General features: G+C 69.2%; 13 protein-coding genes, 1 other RNA gene and 1 pseudogene. 13 read left to right on the top strand and 2 right to left on the bottom strand.

The window, feature by feature from the left end; translation table 11 throughout:
- The first annotated feature begins 83 nt into the window (after positions 1–83).
- The 3 genes from ftsE to smpB all read left to right on the top strand — a co-directional run bounded on the left by ftsE (position 84) and on the right by smpB (position 2,734).
- Complete coding sequence (ftsE, locus tag B2K11_RS06825) at positions 84–1,235, top strand: cell division ATP-binding protein FtsE (RefSeq protein WP_163617465.1); 1,152 nt, start codon at positions 84–86, stop codon at positions 1,233–1,235.
- A complete protein-coding gene (ftsX, locus tag B2K11_RS06820; RefSeq protein ID WP_163617464.1) occupies positions 1,232–2,146 on the top strand; it encodes a permease-like cell division protein FtsX in 915 nt (304 codons plus the stop codon). Before ftsE ends, ftsX begins: the two co-directional genes overlap by 4 nt.
- 111 nt (positions 2,147–2,257) lie before the next feature.
- The gene (gene smpB, locus B2K11_RS06815) at positions 2,258–2,734 is read left to right on the top strand and encodes an SsrA-binding protein SmpB (protein ID WP_163617463.1); all 477 of its coding nucleotides are present in this window, start codon (positions 2,258–2,260) and stop codon (positions 2,732–2,734) included.
- 137 nt (positions 2,735–2,871) lie between these two features.
- On the opposite strand, the gene B2K11_RS06810 is transcribed toward smpB, so the two are convergent.
- Positions 2,872–3,549 (bottom strand): SIMPL domain-containing protein, encoded by a 678-nt coding sequence (locus tag B2K11_RS06810; RefSeq protein ID WP_163617462.1) that lies wholly within the window; start codon positions 3,547–3,549, stop codon positions 2,872–2,874.
- A gap of 129 nt (positions 3,550–3,678) precedes the next feature.
- Between B2K11_RS06810 and B2K11_RS06805 the strand changes: the two genes are divergently transcribed.
- The 8 genes from B2K11_RS06805 (at position 3,679) to B2K11_RS06770 (ending at position 9,946) form a co-directional block, all read left to right on the top strand.
- The gene (locus B2K11_RS06805) at positions 3,679–4,506 is read left to right on the top strand and encodes a DUF4397 domain-containing protein (RefSeq protein ID WP_239525790.1); all 828 of its coding nucleotides are present in this window, start codon (positions 3,679–3,681) and stop codon (positions 4,504–4,506) included.
- 11 nt (positions 4,507–4,517) lie between these two features.
- On the top strand, positions 4,518–5,156 hold the full coding sequence (locus B2K11_RS06800) for a class F sortase (RefSeq protein ID WP_163617461.1): 639 nt from the start codon (positions 4,518–4,520) through the stop codon (positions 5,154–5,156).
- A 49-nt stretch (positions 5,157–5,205) separates the two neighbouring features.
- Positions 5,206–5,757, top strand: a complete 552-nt coding sequence (locus B2K11_RS06795; RefSeq protein ID WP_239525780.1) for a sigma-70 family RNA polymerase sigma factor — start codon at positions 5,206–5,208, stop codon at positions 5,755–5,757.
- A complete protein-coding gene (locus B2K11_RS06790) occupies positions 5,744–6,538 on the top strand; it encodes an anti-sigma factor (RefSeq protein ID WP_163617459.1) in 795 nt (264 codons plus the stop codon). The genes B2K11_RS06795 and B2K11_RS06790 overlap by 14 nt, the downstream gene beginning before the upstream one ends.
- Positions 6,539–6,688: 150 nt before the next feature.
- A complete protein-coding gene (locus tag B2K11_RS20815) occupies positions 6,689–7,636 on the top strand; it encodes an SRPBCC family protein (RefSeq protein WP_345770759.1) in 948 nt (315 codons plus the stop codon).
- Positions 7,633–9,138 (top strand): NAD(P)/FAD-dependent oxidoreductase, encoded by a 1,506-nt coding sequence (locus B2K11_RS06780; RefSeq protein ID WP_163617458.1) that lies wholly within the window; start codon positions 7,633–7,635, stop codon positions 9,136–9,138. The genes B2K11_RS20815 and B2K11_RS06780 overlap by 4 nt, the downstream gene beginning before the upstream one ends.
- A gap of 80 nt (positions 9,139–9,218) precedes the next feature.
- The gene (locus B2K11_RS06775) at positions 9,219–9,512 is read left to right on the top strand and encodes a hypothetical protein (protein WP_163617457.1); all 294 of its coding nucleotides are present in this window, start codon (positions 9,219–9,221) and stop codon (positions 9,510–9,512) included.
- Positions 9,509–9,946 carry an SDR family NAD(P)-dependent oxidoreductase gene (locus B2K11_RS06770; RefSeq protein ID WP_163617456.1) on the top strand — a complete coding sequence of 146 codons (438 nt, stop codon included), beginning with the start codon at positions 9,509–9,511 and terminating at the stop codon, positions 9,944–9,946. Before B2K11_RS06775 ends, B2K11_RS06770 begins: the two co-directional genes overlap by 4 nt.
- Positions 9,947–10,015: 69 nt before the next feature.
- On the opposite strand, the gene B2K11_RS06765 is transcribed toward B2K11_RS06770, so the two are convergent.
- Complete coding sequence (locus tag B2K11_RS06765; protein WP_163617455.1) at positions 10,016–10,525, bottom strand: DUF2231 domain-containing protein; 510 nt, start codon at positions 10,523–10,525, stop codon at positions 10,016–10,018.
- Between the two features lie 241 nt (positions 10,526–10,766).
- Here B2K11_RS06765 and ssrA point away from each other — a divergent pair.
- Together ssrA and B2K11_RS06755 are read left to right on the top strand one after the other, a co-directional pair.
- Positions 10,767–11,137, top strand: a transfer-messenger RNA (tmRNA) gene (ssrA, locus tag B2K11_RS06760).
- A 435-nt stretch (positions 11,138–11,572) separates the two neighbouring features.
- Positions 11,573–13,938, top strand: a pseudogene (locus B2K11_RS06755) (arylsulfatase).
- Positions 13,939–14,035: the final 97 nt, after the last annotated feature.

The raw sequence follows: 14,035 nt of genomic DNA, 5'->3' as shown, positions 1-14,035 counted from the left end.
CCCTGAGCATGCGAAGGGCGGATGCCGCAGCCGTGAGTGTCGCTGGACACGGTGACGCGGCGGCCGCATAGGCTCGTTAGGCCATGATCCGGTTCGAGAACGTCACGAAGCGCTTTCGAGGCACTTCCAAACCCGCCCTGAGTGATGTCGAATTCGAGGTGTTACGCGGGGAGTTCGTCTTCCTCGTCGGCGCCTCCGGATCCGGCAAGTCGTCGTGTCTGCGGTTGATCCTCCGCGAGGAGACGCCGTCGGAGGGCCGAGTGGTCGTGCTCGGCCGCGACCTACGGACGCTGTCGAACCGCAAGGTGCCGTACTTCCGCCGGCACATCGGCGCCGTCTTCCAGGACTTCCGGCTGCTGCCCACCAAGACGGTCTTCCAGAACGTCGCGTTCACGCTGCAGGTGATCGGCTCCTCCCGTGCGTTCATCCAGCAGGCCGTTCCCGAGGTGCTCGCCCTCGTCGGCCTCGCCGGCAAGGAGAAGAGATTCCCCCACGAGCTTTCGGGTGGTGAGCAGCAGCGCGTCGCCATCGCCCGCGCGCTGGTCAACCGCCCGCAGATCCTCCTCGCCGACGAGCCGACCGGAAACCTCGACCCCGCCACCTCCATCGACATCATGCAGCTGCTCTCGCGCATCAACGCCGGCGGCACGACCGTCGTCATGGCCACGCACGAGGCCGGCTTCGTCGACCAGATGCAGCGACGCGTGATCGAGCTGCGCCACGGTGAGATGGTCCGCGACGAGCGGCGCGGCGGCTACGGCGACCGGTCGGGACTCCCGAGCCTGGCGCCCGAGCCGGAGCGCGGTGCCGCCGCAGTCGCCGCCCTCACCGCGGTGCTCGAGGTGCAGCGCGAAGCCGCGATCGCCGCCGCCGCGGGGCTCGACCCCACGGCCGTGGCCGAAGATGAGTCGATCGCCGGCGAGACGGAGACGGTGTCTCCGGGCGTCGCGGTCGCCGCCGCTGCCGCAGTCGAGGCGGCCACCGTCGCAGCGCTCGCCGCCGACGAGTTCCGGAAGGCCGAGGCACTCGATCAGTCGGCCTCCGAGCCCAGCGTGCCGGCGGTGCCGATCGAGCCGGAGGCCGCGGCATCCGTGCCTCCGCAGCCCGCGCCGCCGCACACGCAGCCGATCCCCGTCGTCGACCTGGTCGAACTGGACGTAGAAGAACTCGGCCTCGCCGACCGGCTGGGCCTCGGTGAGACCGACCCCGACGACGAAGTGGGGCCCACCTCATGAGGTTCGGACTCATCATGTCGGAGGCCTTCACGGGCCTCCGCCGCAACCTGTCGATGGTCGTCTCGGTGGTGCTCGTCACATTCGTGTCGCTGACCTTCGTCGGCGCGGCGATCCTCATGCAGATGCAGATCGGCACGATGCGCGACTTCTGGGTGGAGCGCGCGCAGGTCGCCGTGTACATGTGCACGACCATCTCGACACCGGCGACGTGCTCGAACGGCGAGGCGACGCCCGAGCAGGTGGAAGAGGTGCGCGCCAAGCTCGAGGGCAGCGCGCTCGCACCGCTCATCCGCGAACTGACATTCCTCGATCACCAGCAGGCGTACGACGAGCTGCTGCAGATCGCCGGCGAAGAGAACGCCAGTGTGATCACGGCCGACCAGGTCAACGAGACGTTCCGCATCACGCTCGTCGACCCCGAGCAGTCCGACGTCATCATCGAGGCGTTCAGCGGCATGCAGGGGGTCGAACTGGTGAACGACCAGATGCAGTACCTCGATCCGCTCTTCTCGGCCCTCACCGTCGCGACCTACATCGCCGTCGGCATCGCGGTTCTCATGCTCATCGCCGCCGTACTCCTCATCGCGACGACGATCCGTCTGTCGGCCTACGCGCGAAGACGGGAGCTGGGGATCATGCGGCTGGTCGGGGCATCCAACCGGTTCATCCAGACCCCGTTCATCCTCGAGGGCGTGTTCGCGGCCTTGCTCGGATCGATTCTCGCGAGCGCCGCCGTGATCGCCGGAGTGCATTTCGGCGTCGACCAGTATCTGCGCAACCGCGTCGACTTCGTGACGACCTGGGTGGACATCGGCGACGCGTGGATCGTCGTGCCGGTCCTGATCCTGATCGGTGTGGCACTGGCGGCGCTGTCCGCCGGCTTCGCGATCCGGAGATGGCTGCGCGCGTGAGATCCCGCGCCGTCGCGGGGGTAGACTGACAGGCTGCCGTGCGCCCAGGACCTGCTCACGGACGGGCCGGACGCTCAGGAGCCGGCCGCACGGCTTCGACGAGGAGACATCATGCCCAGGGAACGCGGGGAGAAGGTCGTGGCGACCAATCGTCGCGCGCGCCACGAGTACGCGATCGAGAAGACGTACGAGGCCGGCCTCGTGCTGACCGGCACCGAGGTGAAGTCGCTGCGCGAAGGCCGTGCGAACCTCTCGGACGGCTACGCGTACATCGACAACGGCGAGGCCTACCTCGACGCCGTGCACATCCCCGAGTATTCGCAGGGACACTGGACGAATCACTCGTCCAAGCGCACGCGCAAGCTGCTCCTGCACAAGGAGGAGATCGTCAAGCTCTCGCACGCCATCTCGGCGGGCGGCTACACGCTGATTCCCCTGAAGCTCTACTTCTCGGACGGTCGCGCGAAGGTCGAGATCGCGGTCGCCAAGGGCAAGCGCGAGTTCGAGAAGCGCCAGACGATCCGTGAGCGTGAGGACAAGCGCGAGGCCGAGCGCGCCATGCGCTCGCGCAACCGCCTCGGCGACTAGCCCGATTCAGTCCCCGGCACGCATCGCGCGCGCCCCGACCGGTCGCTGAGCTTGTCGAAGCGCCTTGCGATGCCCGGTCGCTGAGCTTGTCGAAGCGCCCTTCGAGAGGCTCAGGGAACGAGCCTAACGGCGCTCGCTCATCGGGCGGCGAAGCGCGCCTCGACGGCGGCGGAGATGACGATGTCTTCGGGCTGGAGCTGCACCGCGGGTCCCGCGCCCGCCGCGTCGCCCGCGAAGGACGCCTTCGCGACCAGCATGCGCCCCGCCGGCGCCATCTCGGGCCGGTCCTGGCGTGCGAGCAGTCCCAGGTCTGCGAGTTCGAGCGCGGTGACGTCGGTGAGGCCGAGGGCTCCGGCGTACGCCGTCGCGCGAGCTACGGCCACGCCCACGGCCTGAGTCGCGACATCCCGTTCCGTCCGCGCCCGTGTCTCGGGCGTCAGCTTCCACTCGATCCAGCCGAGTTGGACGCCCTCGCGCTCGGCGACCTCACCGGCCCACCACGACAGCACGGCGAAGTCCGCGAAGGTGACGGAGAAATCGACGCTGGCATGGTGCACGGGGGCGAGACGCCTGCCCTCGGGATTCCAGGGTCGCTCCGACCACACCGACACGCGCTGGCTCGTCCACTCGACGATCGTGCCCGCCGACTTGCGGGCGGCGAGGTCATCGCGCACCGGCTCGGTGAACGCGGCCATGCGCTCGACGACAGTGCCGCGCTCGGGACCCTCCGCGCGGATCGTGAGGTGCGCGATGGCGCGTTCGGGGGCGATGCGGGTCTCGTGCTCCCCGCGGACCGTGATGACGACATCGCTCATGACGCCGACTCTACGCACCGCGGGGTCAAGATCAGAGACATCTTCATTCGGGTGCATCCAAATGCACTCCTCGGAGGGAATTACTTTCCGATGGGCGGCGACCGGCCGCCCCGACGAAGGAGGACCACCGTGCGAAACAAGATTCTCGCGGCCATCGCCGCCGGGGCCGTCGCAGGCCTCGGTCTGATGGTCGCGCCCGCCAGTGCCAGCACTGCAGACGGCGCCGTGCTCTCGGTACTACACGGCATCCCAGAGACGCCCGTCGACGTGTACGTCAACGGCGAGCTGACACTCGACGACTTCCAGCCCGGCGATCTCGCCGGCCCGCTCGACCTCCCGGCCGGCGACTACGAGGTCGCGCTCACCGCTCCGGATGCTGCGGATGCCAGCGCCCCGGTGCTCGGACCAGCAACCCTGACGCTCGCCGCCGGCACGAACTACACCGCGGTCGCGCACCTGAACGAGGCGGGCCAGCCGACGCTCACACCGTTCGTCAACGACACCTCGAGCACCGCCGCAGGGGAGGGGCGCCTGACCGTTCGCCACGTCGCGGCGGCCCCCGCCGTCGACGTCCTGGCCGGCGGCACCCCGGTCGTCGAAGACCTCGTCAATCCCAACGAGGCCAGTCTGAACCTCGCCGCGGGGACGATCTCAGCGTCCGTCGCGGCCGCGGGGACGACCGACCCTGTTCTGGGGCCGACCGATGTCACGGTCCAGGAGGGTGCTCTCACCATCGTCTACGCGTGGGGCAGCCTGGAAGAGGAGAGCTTGGCGGTCGCCGTCCAGACGGTCTCGGGGCTGCACTCGGCTCCCGACGGGGTCAACTCGGGCACGGGCGGTCAGCTGGCCGAACGCGACGCGATGATGCAGGCCATGTTCCTGGTCGCCGGGCTGACGCTCGCGACGGCGGTCGCGGCATCCGCTGTCGTCGTCGTCCGGGCGCGGGCGAACCGCTGAGGATCTGCGGCATGGCGAGGACGACCGCAGGGGCGCTGGCCGCCCTTGCGGTCGTGCTCGTGCTGGCGGGGTGCGGCTCGGAGCGACCCGAGAGCAGTCCGTCTGTGACGGCACCGACCACCACGGCGATCCCCACGCCGACCCCCACTCCGGTGGTCGAGGTGCCGGTCGCGGCGGCCACTCCGACACCGGCGCGCACCCCACAGCCGCCGGTGCGGGTGGTCGCCGCCTCGCTCGGTGTCGAGGTTCCGGTGGTGCCCGTCGGGGTCGAGCAGGGCGGATTCATGGAACTGCCCATCGACCCGGCCGTCGCCGGCTGGTACCGGTTCGGGTCCGATCCGACGAGCGCCGACGGCAACGTCGTGATCTCCGCACACGTCGACGCTCCCGGGTATCCGATCGGGCCGTTCAGCCGGCTCCGCGAGCTGGTCGCCGGCGACGTCGTGGAGGTGGCGGATGCCGCCGGCACGACGCACCGCTATGCCATCGCGTCCGTCACCTACTTTCCCAAGGCGGACCTTCCGGTCGCGGAGCTGTTCGCGCGCGCGGGCACGAAGGCCCTCGTGCTCATCACCTGTGGTGGGGCGTTCGACTCCACGACGGGCCGATACGCGGATAACGTGGTCGCCATGGCGACCCCGCTTCCCTGAGCCGGCGACGATGCCGGTCATGGCGAGGACGAGGACGAGAGGACGTAGCGTGGATGACGCGCACGAGCGGGAGCTGAGCGATCGCTTCCGAGGCGGCGACGAACGCGCACTCGAGGAGATCTACCGTCGGTGGTCGCCGGTCGTGTTCACCATGGCGCTGCGTTTCGTGGGCGATCGCGGCGACGCCGAGGATGTCACGCAGAAGACCTTCGTCTCGGCATGGACCTCGCGGGAGCGATTCGACCCGACGAAGGCGAAGCTCTCGACGTGGCTGATCGCCATCACCCGGCGTCGCATCGCCGACACGTTGGAGGCCCGCACGCGGGTGAGGGCGCTGCAGACCGAACTGCAGCGGTTCACCACGCCGGACGATGTCGTGGGCGCGGAGGTCGACCTGGGCGACCGGCTGCTGCTCGCCGACGAGATCGACCGGCTCGAGCCGGACGCCCGGCGCGTGGTACGACTGGCGTTCTACGACGATCTCACTCACGAGCAGATCTCCGAGCGACTGGGCATGCCGCTCGGTACCGTGAAGAGCCACATCAGGCGAAGTCTCACCCGTATGCGCAGCCGATTGGAGGTGGGCCATGCCGCACCTTGATGCCGACCGCCTGTCCCTGATCGCGCTCGGCGAGCCGGCGACCGACGAGGAGCGGGCGCACCTCGACGCGTGCGACGAGTGCGCGCTGGAGCTCGCCGAACTGGAGTACACCGTGATCGTCGGCCGCTCGACGGTCACGGTGGGCGACCTCGAGGCGCCGCCGGAGCGCGTGTGGGCGGGCATCGCCGACGAGCTGGGCCTCGGCGCCACGGGCATGACGTCGACCACGGGCGGGATGCCGACCGCTGGCGGGATGCCGACCGCGGGCGAGACTGAGCGGGCGGAGGCCGCGGCACCCGTCGCGGCCGACGAAGAAGCCCCCGCAGCTGCGGCGCCCGCGCGGAGGAGGCGCGGCATCAGAGTCGTGTTCGCTCTCGCGGCGAGCATCGCGCTGATCGTCGCTGTCGTCGGCACGTGGACGCTGGTGCGTGAGACGCAGCCGGTCGAGATCGCGGCGGCGACCCTGGATGCGTTCCCCGACCATCCCGATGCGTCGGGCACGGCGGTGGTCGTGGAGAAGGCGGACGGCGCGAGGCAGGTCGAGGTCGACCTCGACGACGGGGAGCCGAGCGACGGATTCCGCGAGGTCTGGCTGATCACCGAAGATGCGTCGGCGCTCGTGAGCCTGGGCGTGCTCGAGGGCAGCACCGGGGTCTTTCCCGTGCCCGACGACATCGACCTGAGCGAATACGTGCTCGTCGACGTCTCACAGGAACCCGCCGACGGCGATCCCACGCACTCGGGCGACTCGATCGTCCGCGGCGAACTCGGGTTCGCCTGACCGGAACCGGCAGGCGCCGCAGCGGTGCGCGGCGGGCGAGCCCGTGGCGGTCCTGCCACAGGCCAGGCCTCGACGCAACCCGCTCCAGCACGCCGGGAGCGCGGTCTAGCGTCGAACCCATCGATAGAACCCGAGATCGAGGGGGAGCCCATGTCCCGCAATGTGAGGGTGCTGCACTGCACACCCGAGGACGTGTTCGAGGTGCTGAGCGACGGATGGCTGTATCCGTCGTGGGTCGTCGGGGCGTCTCGTATGCGCGAGGTCGACGAGACGTGGCCGATGGCGGGCGCCGAGCTGCATCACTCGTTCGGAGTCTGGCCGGCGCTCATCGACGACAAGACGGTCGTCGAGGAGTTCATCCCGTCGCGGATGATGGTGATGCGGGCGCGCGGCTGGCCGATCGGCGAGGCCCGCGTGACCCTCGACGTCAAGACGCGCGGAGACGATTGCGTCGTGCGCATCCAGGAGGAGGCGATCGCAGGGCCGGGCCGCTTCATCCCGGCCCAGCTGCTCGACATCCCCCTGCACTGGCGCAACGACGAGACCCTGCACCGGCTCGCGTACCTCGCCGAAGGACGAGCCGCCGACCGCCGCGAGGCGACGACGGCCGAGAAGGAGATGGCCGATACCGGCGAGGAGCATCACACGGATGCCGGGGCTCCCGGCGCTGCGGGCGCTACGGCGAGTATCGACCCGACCGATGCTGCCAAACTGCAGGGAGACGAACTCGCCGACGCCGTGTCCGGCAGCGGCGGAACGGAGGATGCGATGGCCGGCAAAGCCACGGGGTCAGAGCCTGCTCCGGTCACGAGCACCGACGGCGTGGAGCAAGCCGACGCGACAGGACGGCCGCTCGACCTCGAGGACTCCTGGAACCCCCTCGCCGGCGCGGGGGAGTCTGAGCCCCTCGCTGCCGACACTCCGGATCCCGGTGGCGCCGCGGCGGACGCGGCATCCGACACCGCGCCGAAGCCGCCACGCAACGGCGTCGAGCCGACCGGAGCCAAGCCCGCCGGGAGCAAGCCCGCCGGAGCCCAGCCCACCGGGGGCCAGCCCGCGGGGAGCGAAGCCGCCGGAACCGAGGCACCGTCACCGTGAACACACGCCCCAGGCGCGGCGGCGGCGATCTCGATGCCGTCGTGGTGGGAGCAGGCCCCAACGGTCTCGCCGCAGCTGTGACCCTCGCCCGCGCCGGGTTGCGCGTGCGGGTGTACGAACGCGCCGATCAGGCGGGGGGCGGGGCGGCCACGCGGGAGTTGACGCTGCCGGGGTTCCACCACGACGTGTGCTCGGCGGTGCACCCGATGGCGTTCGAGTCGCGGTTCTTCCGCGAGTTCGGTCTGCGCGAGCGCGTGGAGTTCGTGACGCCCGACGTATCGTTCGCGCACCCGCTCGACGAACGCCATGCGGGTGTCGCATACCGGGATCTCGGGCGCACGGCGGAGGCGCTCGGCCCGGACGCGCTCGCCTACGCGCAGCTGATGCGTCCGCTCGTCGATCACTCGACGCGCGTCGCGGAATTCACCGGGTCGTCGCTGGTGCGCGTTCCGAGCGACATCCCGACGGCGCTGTCGTTCGGCCTGCGCGCGCTCGAGCAGGGGAGCCCCGCGTGGAATTTGCGCTTCCGCCAAGACGTCGCTCCCGCCATGCTGACCGGGGTCGCCGCGCACACCATCCTGTCGATGCCGAGCGTCCCCGCCGCCGGCGCGGGACTCGCGCTCACCGCCTATGCCCACGCGCGCGGCTGGCCGATCCCGATCGGCGGCAGCCAGGCGATCATCGAGGCGATGGTCGACGACCTGCGTGCGCACGGCGGCGAACTCGTCGTCGACCACGAGGTGACCTCACTCGCGGCGCTCCCCGACGCCACCGTCACGCTCCTCGACGTGACACCCAAGGCGCTCATCCGGCTGGCCGGCGACACGATCCCTGCCCGCTACCGACGCGCGCTGCAGCGCTTCCGGTACGGCGACGGTGTTGCCAAGGTCGACTTCGCGCTCAGCGACCCCGTCCCGTGGACGCACCCCGAGCTGCGTCGCGCGGGCACAGTCCACCTGGGCGGCACGCGTGCCGAGGTGGCGGATGCCGAGAACCAGGTGAGCCGCGGCCGCCTGCCCGAACGCCCCTACGTGCTGGTCTCGCAGCCCTCGCTGTTCGACACCACTCGAGCCCCGGCCGGCAAGCACACGCTGTGGACGTACACCCACGTGCCCGCCGGAAGTGCCGTCGACCGACGCGAAGCGGTCACCGCGCAGATCGAGAGGTTCGCCCCCGGCTTCCGGGACACGATCCTCGCGGTGAGCTCACGCACCGCGCGCGAGGTCGAGCGGCACAACCCGAACTATCCGGGCGGTGACATCGCGGCCGGCGCTCCCAGCTTGTGGCAGCTCGTTCGTCGCCCGGTGCTGAGCCCCGACCCCTGGCGTACGCCGATTCCCGGCGTCTACCTGGCGTCCGCGTCCGCGGCACCCGGTCCTGGTGTCACGGGCCTGCCCGGCTGGTTCGCCGCGCTGAGCGCGCTGCGCCATCAGTTCGGCATCGGGGCGCTTCCCGACCTGTCGCCGCGTGCGGCGGGCTCCGTGGGTGCAGCGCGGCCGTAGCATCATCGCCACTTGGCCTGCGCGGCGCGGGGATGTCAAGGGGGAGGACCGCAGGAACGGATGCCGCCTACCGTCGCTGCATGGACCCGCAACACGAGAATCCCGACGCCGCGTCATCACGGCCCGCCGAGTCGCGGCTGAGCCCGCTGTCGGAGCAGGAGTCGCTGCGCAAGGACATGAGCTACAGCCCCGCAAGTGAGAGCGAGACGCAGGAGAAGCAGGCCGATCCTCTGCCCGACACGGTCGATGCCGACATCGATCCCGGCGACGTGCGGGCTGTCCCCGGCACGGGCGGCCCTGACGATGCGGGAGACGTCGACGTCGATCCCGACGAGCTCAACCTCCCCGGTCGCTCGTCACCCGAAGCGCCATGAACGGCGCAGCCGCGCCCGTCGTGGTCATCACGGGCGCATCGAGCGGCATCGGCCGCGAGACGGCGCGGATGTACGCCAAGAAGGGCGCGCGGCTCGTGCTCGCGTCCCGCAGCAAGGACGCCCTCGAGACCGTCGCGGAGGAGTGCCGTGCGCTGGGCGCAGTGGCACTGGTCGTGCCGACCGACGTATCGCACGAAGGCCAGGTGCGCGCGCTCGCCGCCGCCGCCCACAGCGAGTACGGTGCATCGCTTCGCGCCGCCCGTCTACGACGGGATGGCGGGGTGGCTGATGGACAACGTGGAGCTGCGTGGCGAGGGCGCCGACGTGACGACGGGCACAGTATTCGACTCTCCGTCGTCGGCGAGCCCCGTGACCGGTGGTTTGGCGATCGCGCCGGGTTCGCGTGGCGCTCGGAGCGACCGCCGTCGGTCTGACGGCGATCATGTTGTCCCAGGGCCGCGGGTCGCCGGCCGCCTCGCTCAGGTCGTGACGCGGCGCCGGATTCAGCGGAAGCCCTCCATCTGCGTGCGCTCGTCCGCCACCCGCACACCGTAGTGATAGGCGAGCTTGCCGCCGAGCCATCCCGACACGCCGAGGGCTGCCAGGCCTGCGATGCTGAGGATGAATCCGACGGTGCTGACCTCGTCGTGGTCGTCGGCCGACAGCCGCACGAGGAGGTTGATGAGGTACAGCACCGTGACGCCGAGGTTCAGCGCCATGTGGATCGTGGCGGTCTTCCGGGCGTCTGTGCCGCGGCCGAGCTGCAGATAGTCGAGGAAGCCCCAGATCGCGGCGAGCACGGCGCCGATGAGGCCGATGACGATGAGCACCCAGGCGCCCTGCACGTACGGCGCGGGGTCGTCATAGACCAGCCCGATGATGTCGAAGACGAGGCTCGCCACCCATGCGCCGATCGGGATGGTCACGAGGATGGGGTGGAAGGGGTGCCCGTAGGGTCCGGCGAGAGCCGACCGGGGCTGCTTGGCGCGCTGCAGGGGGGTGTTCTGCGACATCTCGATCTCACTCCTTAGGTGGGTGGCCTCAGCCGACCACCACCGGCGCGGTCTCGCACGGGCCTTGACAACCAGGCACTGTCCGCCACGTGCCGAGAGGCCACCATCTCCTCCGGGAATGGCGGGGGAGCGGCATCCGTTGTATCCTGATGTGCTCGGATGCTTCGGCGCCCGGGTATTGGCAACTCCACAGTGTGACAGCGGCCCTTCGCGAGAAGGAACCACCTCGATTCGAGGACACGGGGATGATCGGTTTCGACATCGCCTGTGAATCTGCGTGAAGCGGGCCGAGGATGCAGGGTTATCTCGTAAACGCTCCTTGCAAACCAATAACTGCCGAAAAGAAGCAGTCCGCGTTCGCCCTCGCTGCCTGAGCAGCGAGCCCGACGCCGTCAATCCGTGACTGATCCCGTCACGGGTATTGGCGTCATCTAGGGATCTTGCTGCGTGACGTCGCCTGAGCGTCACGCGGGACTCTTATCAGGATGGGCTCGTCGACTTAGGTGTCTGTGACAAAGGTCGGAGCCGAGTAGAACGCTTTCACAGACTGCGCCCGGAGAAACCGCAGTTACTCAGCGATGGACGGGGGTTCGATTCCCCCCATCTCCACGTACCGCTGTCACAGAACAGGGCCCCAGGAACCGCGTAATTACGCGGATCTTGGGGCCTTTGTTCGTTGACTGTGCGGCAGCGGAGAACCTCATCGCCCACAGATCTTGTGCATGGCTGTCGGCCATTGCAGCTTGTGTTGAGCGAGACACTCGGGTGCGACTCTACCGGCGTGCAGCAGCCGCTACCTCTTCACCCCGTTGTCGCGGCGAACGCAAGCCGGTGCCCTCGCGGGCGACGAGCGAAAGCGGCACCGCTCGCGTGCATCGGCCTGCTCATCGGCCGGAGCAGCGCTGGTGACGGCTGGGATAGTCGCTCGGCATCGGCGGATGTATCCGCCTTCGGCGAGAGTACGCCGGCATCAGTTCACGCAGATGGGCTGATGTGTGCGCGGAGGGGTGCGATAGCGTGCGCCTTGGGGACCTGAGGAGGAAGACTATGACTGTCGATCGCCATGCCCGCACGATGATCCCGATTCCTGACCGGCCGCGGCCCGGGTTGACTACCTACGACGCGAAGGACCCCGCCACCTCGTATCCGCCGATCGAGCCGCTTCTTCCACCCGAGGGCGCGCCGAATGTGCTGGTCATCCTTCTGGACGATGTGGGGTTCGGCGCCTCGAGCGTGTTCGGTGGGCCGTGCCGCACGCCGGTCGCGGAGAGACTCGCGACCGGCGGCCTCCGATTCAACCGCTTTCACACGACAGCCCTGTGCGCGCCGACGCGGCAGGCGCTGCTGACCGGCCGCAACCATCACTCGGTGGGGATGGGCAGCATCACCGAGACCGCGACCTCGGCGCCGGGAAACAGCTCGCTGCGACCCAATACGAAGGCGCCGCTCGCGATGACGCTGAAGCTCAACGGCTACTCGACTGCCCAATTCGGGAAGTGCCATGAGGTGCCTGTGTGGCAGTCCTCGCCGATAGGCCCGTTCGACGCGTGGCCGTCGGGGGGTGGCGGGTTTGAGACGTTCTACGGCTTCATCGGCGGCGAGAACAACCAGTGGGAGCCCGCACTGTACGAGGGCACGACGCCCGTCGAACCGCCCGCGACACCGGAGGAGGGCTACCACCTCACCGAGGATCTCGCCGATCGGGCAATCGGCTGGATCCGCACACAGAAGGCACTGGCTCCCGACAAGCCCTTCTTCGTCTACTTCGCGCCGGGGGCCACTCACGCACCACATCACGTGCCGACCGAATGGGCAGACAGCTACAAGGGTGAGTTCGCCGACGGATGGGACGCGCAGCGCGAGAAGACCTTCGCGCGCCAGAAGGAGCTCGGCGTCATCCCGGCCGACGCTGAACTGACCCCGCGGCATGGCGAGATCCCGGCGTGGGCCGACATGCCCGACGATCTGAAGCCCGTGCTCGAGCGCGAGATGGAGGTGTACGCGGGGTTCCTCGAGCACACCGACCATCACGTCGGCAGAGTCCTCGACGCGGTCGAAGATCTCGGGATCCTCGACGACACCCTCGTCTACTACATCATCGGCGACAACGGCGCGTCGGCGGAGGGCACGGTCAACGGCGCCTTCAACGAGATGGCGAACTTCAACGGCATGGCCGCGCTCGAGACACCCGAGTTCATGCGATCCAAGATGGCGGAGTTCGGCTCGCCGACCTCCTACAACCACTACGCCGTCGGCTGGGCGTGGGCGATGGACACCCCGTTCCAGTGGACCAAGCAGGTCGCCTCGCACTGGGGTGGCACCCGCAACGGCACGATCGTGCACTGGCCGCGGGCGATCCACGACAAGGGCGGCATGCGGTCCCAGTTCACCCACGTCATCGACATCGCGCCGACGATTCTCGAGGCGGCCGGGCTTCCCGAGCCGACACAGGTCAACGGCGTGCAGCAGTCGCCCATGGAGGGCCGCAGCATGCTGTACGCCTTCGAGGACGCCGACGCCCCCGAGGCGCACGACCTGCAGTACTTCGAGATGTTCGGCAACCGCGGCATCTACCACCAGGGATGGAGCGCCGTCACCAAGCACCGGACACCCTGGGTCATGGTGGGAGGCGCACTGCCGGCTTTCGACGACGACGTCTGGGAGCTCTACGACGGACGACGGACTACAGCCAGGCACGGGATCTGGCGGGAGAGCACCCCGAGAAACTGCATCAACTGCAACGGCTCTGGCTGATCGAGGCGGTCAAGTACAACGTGCTGCCCCTCGACGACCGCACCGCCGAGCGCCTCGACCCCGGGATGGCGGGGCGACCGACTCTCATCCGCGGCGACTCGCAGCTGTTCTTTCCCGGCATGGGCCGACTTTCGGAGAACAGCGTCGTCAGCATCAAGAATCGATCCTTCTCCATCACCGCCGAGCTCGACGTCCCCGAAGACGGCGGACAGGGTGTCATCATCGCGCAGGGAGGCCGGTTCGGAGGATGGAGCCTGTACCTTCTCGACGGTGCCGCCCGCTTCGTCTACAACACGCTCGGCATCCGCCGCTTCACGATCGCAGCCGACCGTGCGGTCACCCCGGGCACCCACCAGGTGCGGGCGGAGTTCGCATACGACGGCGGCGGTCTCGCGAAAGGCGGTGACGTCACCCTCTACTACGACGGCACCCCGGTCGGCACCGGCCGCGTCGACGTGACCCAACCGATGGTTTTCTCAGCCGACGAGACAACGGACATCGGCTACGAGTCGGGCACACCAGTGAGCGACGACTACACACCGCAGACCAGCCGTTTCCGCGGCCGCATCAACTGGGTGCAGATCGACCTCGGCGGCGACGACCACGATCACCTGATCGACCCGGACGAGCGAGTGCGCATCGCAATGGCCCGCCAATAGCGACGAGCTCCCAGCGTGAGCCTGTGCATAGGCAGCGGACCGTACGTCGCTGACGGTCCAGGAGCCTGCGGACCTCTGAGACGTCGGCCCACGGGCG

The organism is Microbacterium sp. B35-30 (assembly GCF_010634855.1).
Lineage (GTDB): Bacteria > Actinomycetota > Actinomycetes > Actinomycetales > Microbacteriaceae > Microbacterium.
The sequence above is the reverse complement of the archived record's forward strand: the minus strand, read 5'-3'. Positions and strand labels throughout refer to the sequence as shown.

What these genes read in the sequence shown, in the direction of transcription:
- ftsX (WP_163617464.1), top strand. Translation starts at nt 1,232, where the DNA reads ATGAGGTTCGGACTCATCATGTCGGAGGCCTTCACGGGCCTCCGCCGC.
- B2K11_RS06775 (WP_163617457.1), top strand. Translation starts at nt 9,219, where the DNA reads ATGGACCCGCAACACGAGAATCCCGACGCCGCGTCATCACGGCCCGCC.
- B2K11_RS06770 (WP_163617456.1), top strand. Translation starts at nt 9,509, where the DNA reads ATGAACGGCGCAGCCGCGCCCGTCGTGGTCATCACGGGCGCATCGAGC.
- B2K11_RS06800 (WP_163617461.1), top strand. Translation starts at nt 4,518, where the DNA reads ATGGCGAGGACGACCGCAGGGGCGCTGGCCGCCCTTGCGGTCGTGCTC.
- smpB (WP_163617463.1), top strand. Translation starts at nt 2,258, where the DNA reads ATGCCCAGGGAACGCGGGGAGAAGGTCGTGGCGACCAATCGTCGCGCG.
- B2K11_RS06765 (WP_163617455.1), bottom strand. Translation starts at nt 10,525, where the DNA reads ATGTCGCAGAACACCCCCCTGCAGCGCGCCAAGCAGCCCCGGTCGGCT.
- B2K11_RS20815 (WP_345770759.1), top strand. Translation starts at nt 6,689, where the DNA reads ATGTCCCGCAATGTGAGGGTGCTGCACTGCACACCCGAGGACGTGTTC.
- B2K11_RS06810 (WP_163617462.1), bottom strand. Translation starts at nt 3,549, where the DNA reads ATGAGCGATGTCGTCATCACGGTCCGCGGGGAGCACGAGACCCGCATC.
- ftsE (WP_163617465.1), top strand. Translation starts at nt 84, where the DNA reads ATGATCCGGTTCGAGAACGTCACGAAGCGCTTTCGAGGCACTTCCAAA.
- B2K11_RS06790 (WP_163617459.1), top strand. Translation starts at nt 5,744, where the DNA reads ATGCCGCACCTTGATGCCGACCGCCTGTCCCTGATCGCGCTCGGCGAG.